Source organism: Flagellimonas flava, assembly GCF_050617915.1.
Lineage (GTDB): Bacteria > Bacteroidota > Bacteroidia > Flavobacteriales > Flavobacteriaceae > Flagellimonas > Flagellimonas flava_A.
Genome location: NZ_JBODQE010000010.1, coordinates 85,920 through 95,779, shown reverse-complemented (window position 1 = coordinate 95,779; position 9,860 = coordinate 85,920). Strand labels below are relative to the sequence as shown.

The window sequence follows — 9,860 nt, the reverse complement described above, 5'->3', positions numbered from 1 at the left end:
GATTCCCGAAAAAAATACTTTCCCAGTATATCCTAGAAATATTATTCATTCCTGTCCCATATTGTATATAGGTGCCTTAATCCAATTACTTGTAACCGACTACATTCGTTTACAAACGAAAACAAACGATTAATAACCGCCTCTTGTTTTTTTACACCCCTAAGTTTGCCTTGTCGATGCCATAGAGCTAGATAGTATTAACTGTTTAACACGTAAAATTTAAATCATGAATTCACTAAAAAACAAAGTACAGTTGATTGGAAACTTAGGAAATGACCCAGAAATCGTATTGATGGAAAGCGGTAGCAAATTGGCCAAATTTTCCTTGGCCACCAATGAGACCTACAAAAATTCGGAAGGAGAAAAAGTCACCGATACGCAATGGCACAATATTGTGGCCTGGGGCAAGACCGCGGAAATTGCCGAGAGCTACTTGGAAAAAGGCAAGGAGGTAATGATTGAGGGCAAGCTGGTACACCGCAGCTATGAGACCAAAGAGGGTGAAAAACGATATATTACCGAGGTGAAATGCAATGAGTTATTGATGCTAGGTAAATAAACGTCATATACGGATAATCGAGAAAAGGGGGCAGATCGCCCCCTTTCTTTGTTTTTGCCCCATTTTAACAATAACTTAAAGATAGACTGCGTAACAATGGGGGTGGTTGTACGTCTAATACAACAGATGAAGGAGCTATGAAAACTGTCAGATTCTTAATGGTGATTTTTGCTTGTGGCTTGGCTTTTCCGGCTTGGGCTCAAGTGGATGCGCGCGTACAGGGACTACGGTTTTACGAGCAGTTGGCACAGCGGGATACGAAGTATGAAATTGAACTTTATTCATTGGACAGTCAAGATCAGATGGATTATTGGATAGATCAAGGAAACTTTGAAAGACAATTGGGCAAAGTCAATTTTCCAGCTTACTTGGCCTACATGAAAGGAAAGAAAGAAGCCTATCAAACACATTTGGCCGAATGTGATACGCAGTGCGAAAACAGTGAACTGTTCTTCCAAAAAGCCAAGGATTATTTATCGGTATCAGATGATGATTTTTGGAAAGGAATGAAAAGGGAAGAAATGGTGCACAATCAACCCAAGAAAAAGAAACTAAAATAAAAAAACCGCCTATTGGCGGTTTTTTTATGCTACTTTTTTCAGTAGGTCAAAACATGGGCAACGCTTGCAGCGTTTGCTTTCTCCCTTTTTATACTTTTTACAGCACTTGGTCTTGCAATTGGTTACCGGCAATTCCCGTAACCTGGCCTTATGCTTTTTAGTTAATTCCTTTTTCTTTTTTCCCATCATCCGGAATAGATGGGCCAAAAATAACTATTTTAAATTAATCTAAATAAAGAAATTATCAACATTTATTCCCCAGCAGTGTCCGAGGCGGCACTTTCCACGGTGAGCTGCTGTATATCCCTATCAAAAAGATATAGACCGCCCTTGTCGTTTCCAATTAGGTTTATCTTGTCCAAGACGGTCCTTGCCAAAGCTTCTTCCTCCAATTGTTCCGCCACATACCACTGTAAAAAGTTATGGGTGGCATAATCTTTTTCCTGTAGGGTAACATGTACCAGTTCATTGATACTCTTGGAGACAAAAATTTCGTGATCGTATAGTTCTTGGAACATTTCCTGAAGGGTGCCAAATTCGGTTTTAGGTGCTTTTAAGGCAGAAATATGGGCATGCCCCCCGCGTTCATTTACGTATTTGACCAGTTTGAGCATGTGCATACGCTCTTCATCCGAGTGTCCGTACATGAATCCTGCAACACCCTCCATGCCTTGTACCTCGGCCCAGCAGGCCATGGATAAATAGACTTGGGAAGATTCAGCTTCTATACGTATTTGCTCATTTAGTGCTTTTTCTAATTTTTTGGATAGCATGTGTCTTAATTTTATCGAACATAAAAGTACAAAACCAAGTGGGTTTTCTGTCAGAAGCGAGCCGAAACACCCATGGTACCTGGCCCAAAATTTAGATTCCAGCTTATTTTTTTGGCTTGTGCATTGTACTTTTCGTTGTATTTGGAATCCAAGTAACGATCTATGGATTCCACGATAAAAATACTGAGGACGGTACTGAAGGCCACATCGGAAACCCAATGGAAATCATCCATGATGCGCACAAATCCAGGAATAAAACCAACAGTATACAATCCGGCCTTGATCCAGGGGCTTTTAAACTGTTTGGCGATGGCATAGGCGTTGGAAAAAGCCAACATGGCATGGCCAGATGGGAAGGAATCGTAATTGAAGACTCGGTCCAGGTGCAAAGGATCAAAGGTGCCGGAACTAGCTCCACTTCGGGGTCTTGCCCGACCCACGATACGCTTGCTCACCTGCTGCAAGAACCCACCCGCCGTGGCCGTTGAAATTAGAAGTACCCCGGTACGTCTCAATTTTTCGTTTTTGGTGAAAAGGCCAGCCAAATAGACTCCTCCAGTGAGCATATAGTTGTTATTGGGGTTGCCATACTGATGGCCGTAATCCGTTATAAACCCGGGTACATCCTCACTAAAGCCATTGGTCCAGTTGTTTAGCTCGTCATCAACCAAAAATAATGCAGCTGTTCCCGCCGCTAAATAACCAAAGTTGGCCCAGTCATCTCCCTCCCAGTGAAATGGTCGCGAATAGGAATAACCGATTCCGCCGAACACATTGCCCATATCATAGGTGAAGTTTTTCCAATTATTTTCTTTTTGGGATTGAATCTGCCCGAAGGATTGATAATGGCTGCCAACTAGTAGCAGAAAACAAAAAAAGATACGTTTCATAGGGATAAGCGTTGAGGTTAGTGACTAAAAGTTAACTAATATTTCCGAAAAGGGCTTTTTTTCAATTTATTGGGACTTGTGCAATGCCAGCTGAATGCGCTTACGGGCCTCGTCTACCTCCAGTACTCTCACCACTACTTGTTGATGGAGACTCACATGTTCGTTTACATCCTTGACAAAGGTATCTGCCAAGTTGGAAATATGGATTAGTCCACTTTCCTTGATACCGATGTCTACAAAGCAGCCAAAATTGGTGATGTTATTGACAATGCCGGGAAGCAATTGGTCTTGGCGTAAATCCGTGATTTGCTTAATATTTTGATCAAAAGTAAACACCTTGGCCTTTTCCCGTCGGTCCAATCCAGGTTTTTCCAGTTCCTGAAGAATATCTTCCAAAGTGGGCATTCCTATAGTTTCAGTGCAATAGCGTTGAAGGTTTATTTGTTGCAATATGGAAGTGTTACTTACGATCTCCTGTAGAGCTACGCCATGATCTTGTGCCATTTGCTCAACAATAGGATAGCTTTCCGGATGGACAGCAGAGTCGTCCAAAGGATTATCACCTTCTTTAACGCGAAGGAATCCTGCTCCTTGTTCAAAGGCCTTTCCACCAAGGCGAGGAACCTTTTTAATCTCTTTTCGGCTTTTGAATCCCCCATGATCATTGCGGTAGGCCACAATGTTTTCCGCAAGTTTGGGCCCTATTCCCGAAACATAACCCAGCAGCGAAACACTAGCTGTATTGATGTTCACTCCAACCGCGTTTACACAGCTTTCCACAACGGCGTCCAAGGAGGACTTAAGTTTGGTTTGATCCACATCATGTTGATACTGCCCAACTCCAATGGACTTTGCATCAATTTTCACCAATTCAGCCAAGGGATCGGCCAATCGCCTACCGATGGATACGGCCCCGCGTACGGTCACGTCATAATTGGGAAATTCCTCCCTCGCTATTTTGGAGGCCGAATAGATGGTAGCCCCTGCTTCGCTGACTACAAAGACTTCTATGGGGTTCTTGAAGGAAATCCGTTTTACCAAACGCTCCGTTTCCCTTGAAGCTGTTCCATTGCCAATGGCTATGGCTTCAATTTTATAGGCATCCACCAGTGAGCTGATTTTTTTTATGGCTCCTGAACTATCATTTTGTGGAGCGTGGGGATAAATGGTCTCGTTGTGTTTCAATGCGCCCCTGGCGTCCAAGCAGACTACTTTGCAACCCGTACGGAATCCTGGGTCAATGGCCAATATCCGTTTTTCACCCAAAGGCGCCCCCAGGAGCAGTTGCTTTAGGTTTTTTGAAAATACTTTGATGGCTGCATCATCTGCTTTGTCCTTGGCATGCTTTAACAATTCATTGCTGAGGGAAGGGAAGAGCAACCGTTTGTAGGCGTCCGCAATGGCCAATTCAATTTGGGTTGAGCAAGCGTTGTGGGATTTGATGATCCTACGTTCCATGTTTTGTATTGCCCGTTCGTCATCAATTTCAATTTTAATACGGATAAAACCTTCCTTTTCAGCTCTTTGGATGGCTAAAAAACGATGGGAGGGACAACGGGACAAAGATTCACTCCAATCAAAATAGTCCCGAAATTTTTGTACCTTTTCATCTTCTTTTTTGGTCTTTACCACTTTAGTGGTAATCAAGGCATGGCGTTCCAATTGATTTCGCAATTGGTTACGGACATCGGTGCGTTCATTGATCCATTCGGCAATAATATGACGAGCGCCTTCCAAAGCCTCATCTTCGTTTTGCACTTGATCGCTGACATATTGGGCGGCAATATATTCAATTTCATCGGTGCGTTGCGCCATGATGATTTTGGCCAAAGGCTCCAATCCATTTTTACGGGCGGTCTCTGCTTTGGTCTTTTTGCTCTTTTTGAATGGAAGATATAAATCCTCCAAACTGGTAAGATCAGCGCAATTCTGAAACTTGGACTGGAGGTCCTGAGTAAGTAATCCCTGCTCCTCAACTACCTTTATAATGGCAGCTTTTCTTTTTTCCAAAGCCTCAAAGGCCGTTTTGTATTGCACTATGGAGCCAATCTGGACTTCGTCCAGATTTCCAGTACGCTCTTTGCGATATCTAGCAATAAAGGGAATGGTGCAGTCTTCATTTAAAAGCGCAATGGTATTGGCCACGCTTTTTTCTGAAAGCTGGGTATGGTGTTTTACATAGGGAATTAGCTGTGTCAAGAATACTAGTTTTCAAATTTAGAAAGCGTATAGCGCTTATCATCTTTACTATAATTGCTGTGAACGTAATAATCTTTGAATTTAAACAAGGTCACTAGTCTAATATTGGATAATCCTTCCTCATACTCTTCTATCTTGTCAAACAAGTTCACAAATGGGCCAGTTTCCACGTGATTCAAAGTGGATGCATCAAATACCGACTTAATATATGTTGCCCTTGTTGAGGCGTAAGCATTGTAGGCAAAGAAGGTTGGGCTGACCGAGAAGGTCATGGCTCCAAAGCTGCCAACCGGTATCCCTGCCATGGGCATCATCATCCCTCCGGCAGCAATAGTGGTTACCCCACCCATTTTTATGTTTAGCTTGCCATCTTTTTCATTTGCGGCGATACCAACCCTTTGTGAGTTGGTCACTTTTCTGAGGTATTGTTTTGTTTTTTCCAGTTCTCTTGTGTTTGAGGAATAAGCGCTTCCCTCTTGATAGATTGGTGAGTTTTTAAACGGGATTTCCTTGTCGCTGGTTATCGAGTATTTTTTAAGCTCTGCCCTTGTCGACATATCGTAGATATAAAAATCGAGCATTCTAGTGGAGGAGATCACTTGTAACAGTTTACCATTATTAATAAAAGAATTGGATTTGACATATTCCATGTTCCCGAAGGCGAAGCTGGGTATGGGAAAATAGTCCAGGCTGGAACTTTCGTTATCAAGATTAAGATTCAAAAGTCTTGTGGCACTCTTTCGATGATTTAGACTAATGGTCAGCTTATTTCCAGAAGGATAAAGTTTGATAAGCTTGGAAGCTTGATCAATGGACGAGGGAAGATCTGTATCAATAATGGCGTTTCCATGGACATTTAGGATGGAACCTAACACAACAGGTTGATCCTCGAAATTAAAAAAACGCTCTCCTGAAAAGTCATAGGTTGAGGTGGTGACCTCATTTTTATTGAACGTATATCTTTTTATGATGGAGGTGTTTTTTTTAAAACTAAAAATGTTGAGTTTCTTGTCGTGATTTAAAAGGGCAAAGATTTTTTCCTTTTTCATCGGCAATTCAAACTTCTCAATTTGTAGTTGTTGTTCTTTATCCAGGGAGAAGGCACAAAACTTGTTCTTTGCTGCATTGGTAAAATAAAGGCTCACCACATTGTCTTCAGAGACTGAATATCCTTGTAAATGTGAATAGGGGCGATCAGGTTTGGGATAGTCCTTTTTATGAATGGAATCAAAAACTGAGTTAAAGATCAGATGCTTTAGGGATAGATTGTCCAAAAAGAAATAGTGGATGTTTTCATCATTGTCGGTAATTGAAGTTACTTCCGAACCGTTACCTGTTTTAAGATCAATGCTGATGGATTTTAAGTGCTCCTGGCAAATTGCAGGAGTAGAAACTATTGATACAAATAGTATCAAAAGCAAAATGTTGAGGTTGTTAAAAGTCATTATAGGAAATATTTGGAATGCGACATTAATTAATTGAGTTACATTTTGGACATTATCTTAACCTGTTTTGACAAACGCAAATTTGTCCTTTTGGTTTTCTGGGTGCCAAATTGATCAATTTGGTCAATTTTTCAACCTTGATAACAGTGCTCATTCTCATATCCAACTTGGTAAAATTGTCAATGGAGATTTTTTCGATTTGGGATTGTTCCGTCCAAAGAACCACTGTTGCATCGCTATAATTAACAACAGACGGGGAGTTATTCGTTTCATGCATAAGAATGTATACTGATCAAGCAAAGATTAAAAGTAGATTTCTTGGGCTAAGCGATAGGTGTTGGCATGCGATTCCACTATAGTCTTAATATTTGGGGTATAACCGCCTCCCATACTACATTGAACGGGAATTTTTGCATCAAAACAGGATTGTAAAACAAAACGATCCCTTTCCCTACAACCTATCTGGGTCATTCCCAGGGTGCCCAACTTATCTGATTCCAGAATATCTACTCCGCTAAGATAAAAAATGAAATCGGGCTGTAGCTGTTGCATCAGCTCGGGCAATGTTGTCTTGAGTATGTCCAAATATTCCTTGTCCTTGATGCCCTTTTCCAAAGGGATATCCAAATCTGAAACTTCCTTTTTGAAGGGATAGTTGCCCTGACCGTGCATGGAAAAAGTAAAAACTCGATCCTCATCCTTAAAAATTTCTGCGGTACCGTTGCCTTGATGCACATCCAAATCCACAATCAGTATTTTTGCCGCCAAACCTTTTTCCAGAAGATATCTCGCCCCTATGGCTTGGTCATTGAGCATGCAAAAAGCTTCCCCATGGCCAGTGTATGCATGATGCGTACCCCCTGCAATGTTCATGGCAATTCCATTGTCCATTGCAAAACGACAACCTTTGATGGTACCTTGGGCTATGATTTGTTCCCGCTCTACCAATTCCTTGCTCAATGGAAACCCAATTTTTCTAATTTCACTGGGCTTTAACCTGAGGTTGACCAAATTTTGGTAATAGCTGGCATCGTGTGTCAATAATAGATCTTCTTCCTTGGGAAAACCCGGTTCAAAGAAATTCTCGGTGGTACAGGTGCCTTCATGCAGTAATTGCTGGGGCAACAGCTCATACTTGATCATGGGGAAGCGATGACCCTCAGGTAATGGATGTTTGTAAATGGGATGGTATGCTATTTTAAGCATTAGCTGATGCTTTCCCCATTTCCAACACCATCTTCATCTGGATTAAGAAATACGAGTTTGCCCTCTTGGTTTTCTGTCATCAGAATCATGCCCTCGCTTTCCACACCACGTAATTTTCTGGGTGCCAGGTTGACCAATACAGTCACTTTTTTACCTACAATTTCTTCCGCAGAAAAGCTTTCCGCAATTCCAGAGACAATGGTTCGAGTGTCCAGTCCTGTGTCTACCTTTAGAACCAAAAGCTTATTGGCCTTGGGCATTTTTTCCGCCTCCACGATAGTGCCCACCCTCATATCCAATTTGGTAAAGTCGTCAAAGGTGATGGTCTCTTTTTGGGGTGTAAGTTCTTTATCCATTTGTTCATTGGATTTTTTGGTGGCTTCCAGTTTGGCCAATTGTGCATCAATCTCTTTGTCTTCCACTTTGCGAAAGAGCAATTCGCTTTTATTGATTTGGTGACCTGATGGGAGTAAGGTGTCCTGATTGTCCACACTTTTCCAAGAGGTCTCTCCAGCTCCTTCGACTTCGCTCAGGACAGGGCTCGACCTGACATTCAGAATACTTTTAAGCTTTGCGGAGGTGAAGGGCAAAAAGGGTTCACTGAGAATGGCCAGACCCGTAGCAATTTGAAGGGCCACAAACATGATGGTTTTTACGCGTTCCTCATCCGTTTTAATTAGTTTCCAAGGTTCTTCGTCTGCCAAGTATTTGTTCCCCAAACGTGCCAGGTTCATCAATTCTTGACTGGCTTCCCTAAAGCGGTATCGGTCTATGGAATCTGTAATTGTTTTTGGAAAACTTCTTAGGGATTCCAAGGTCTGTTTATCAATCTCCAACAGTTCTGATGGATCAGGAACCACTCCGTTGTAGTATTTATGGGTAAGCACCGTGACGCGGTTGACAAAGTTTCCAAAAATGGCAACCAGTTCGTTGTTATTTCGAGCCTGAAAATCCTTCCAAGTGAAATCGTTGTCCTTAGTTTCCGGTGCATTGGCAGTCAATGCGTAGCGAAGCACATCTTGCATGTTCGGGAATTCTTCTAAATATTCATGCAGCCATACGGCCCAATTTTTAGAAGTGGATAGCTTATTGCCCTCCAGATTTAGAAACTCATTGGCAGGCACATTTTCAGGCAACACAAAATCCCCATGTGCCTTAAGCATGCTTGGGAAAATGATACAGTGAAAAACAATATTGTCCTTGCCAATAAAATGAAGCAATTTGGTATTCTTGTCTTTCCAATAGGGTTCCCAATCCTTCCCTTCGCGTTCAGCCCATTCCTTGGTAGAGGAAATGTAACCAATGGGAGCATCGAACCAGACGTATAAAACCTTGCCTTCCCCACCTTCAACGGGAACGGGAATCCCCCAGTCCAAATCACGGGTTACAGCTCGGGGTTTTAAGCCATCATCAATCCAAGATTTGCATTGTCCATAAACGTTGGGTTTCCAGTCACTTTTATGGTCTTCCAAAATCCATTGTTTCAGGAAGTCTTCATATCTGTCCAAAGGTAGAAACCAATGTTTGGTTTTCTTCAATGTTGGAACCCCACCAGTTATGGTTGATTTGGGGTTGATTAAATCCGTTGCGTTCAAGGAAGAGCCACAGTTTTCGCATTGATCACCATAAGCTTCGGTGTTGCCGCACACAGGACAGGTTCCGGTTACAAAACGATCCGCCAAAAACTGGTTCGCCTCCTCGTCATACAACTGCTCAGTGACCTCTTCTATAAAATCCCCTTGATTGTGCAGTTTCTCAAAAAAATCAGAAGCAGTCCTGTGATGAACTTCAGCAGAGGTACGGGAATAATTATCAAAGGAAATCCCAAAATCCAAAAAGGACTTTTTGATGATTCCGTGGTATTTGTCTATAATCTCCTTGGGCGAAACCCCTTCCTTTTTGGCCTTCATGGGAATAGCCACTCCATGTTCATCACTACCACAAATAAAAGCTACGTCATGTCCTTGCAACCTAAGATAGCGGGAATAAATATCCGCAGGCACATAGACTCCTGCCAAGTGCCCAATATGGATAGGGCCATTGGTATAGGGTAAGGCTGCGGTAATGGTATATCTTGAGGGTGTTCCTTCGTTCGGCATTCAAAAATTCAATTAAGCCCCAAAAATACTGATTTAGGAAAAGATGCAATAGGATTGCCGTAAAAAAGGAAACCTCCGAATTGTGCAACCTAATTGGGGTGAGGGTTACACTATCGGAGGATTCTGGAA

The 9,860-nt window shown here is 42.2% G+C and carries 8 protein-coding genes; 2 read left to right on the top strand and 6 right to left on the bottom strand.

From position 1 onward, the window contains the following. Nucleotides 1–226 precede the first annotated feature (226 nt). Nucleotides 227–559 (top strand): single-stranded DNA-binding protein, encoded by a 333-nt coding sequence (locus ACRHOZ_RS18755; protein ID WP_420401772.1) that lies wholly within the window; start codon nucleotides 227–229, stop codon nucleotides 557–559. 137 nt (nucleotides 560–696) lie between these two features. Then, nucleotides 697–1,119: a hypothetical protein gene (locus ACRHOZ_RS18750; protein WP_431129038.1), complete on the top strand. Its 423-nt coding sequence runs from the start codon at nucleotides 697–699 to the stop codon at nucleotides 1,117–1,119. A gap of 251 nt (nucleotides 1,120–1,370) precedes the next feature. Here ACRHOZ_RS18750 and ACRHOZ_RS18745 read toward each other — a convergent pair whose 3' ends face one another. From ACRHOZ_RS18745 to metG, 6 genes are all read right to left on the bottom strand, one after another. Continuing rightward, a complete protein-coding gene (locus tag ACRHOZ_RS18745) occupies nucleotides 1,371–1,892 on the bottom strand; it encodes a ferritin (protein WP_431129034.1) in 522 nt (173 codons plus the stop codon). Nucleotides 1,893–1,942: 50 nt separating this feature from the next. Continuing rightward, nucleotides 1,943–2,782 (bottom strand): phosphatase PAP2 family protein, encoded by an 840-nt coding sequence (locus tag ACRHOZ_RS18740; RefSeq protein WP_431129031.1) that lies wholly within the window; start codon nucleotides 2,780–2,782, stop codon nucleotides 1,943–1,945. Between the two features lie 66 nt (nucleotides 2,783–2,848). Beyond that, a complete protein-coding gene (locus ACRHOZ_RS18735) occupies nucleotides 2,849–4,981 on the bottom strand; it encodes a Tex family protein (protein WP_431129028.1) in 2,133 nt (710 codons plus the stop codon). Between the two features lie 5 nt (nucleotides 4,982–4,986). Continuing rightward, entirely contained in the window at nucleotides 4,987–6,426 is a 1,440-nt protein-coding gene (locus tag ACRHOZ_RS18730; protein ID WP_431129024.1) for a hypothetical protein, read from the bottom strand. A gap of 303 nt (nucleotides 6,427–6,729) precedes the next feature. Beyond that, a complete protein-coding gene (locus ACRHOZ_RS18725; RefSeq protein ID WP_431129021.1) occupies nucleotides 6,730–7,632 on the bottom strand; it encodes a histone deacetylase family protein in 903 nt (300 codons plus the stop codon). Then, nucleotides 7,632–9,731, bottom strand: a complete 2,100-nt coding sequence (gene metG, locus ACRHOZ_RS18720; protein WP_431129018.1) for a methionine--tRNA ligase — start codon at nucleotides 9,729–9,731, stop codon at nucleotides 7,632–7,634. Before metG ends, ACRHOZ_RS18725 begins: the two co-directional genes overlap by 1 nt. Nucleotides 9,732–9,860: the final 129 nt, after the last annotated feature.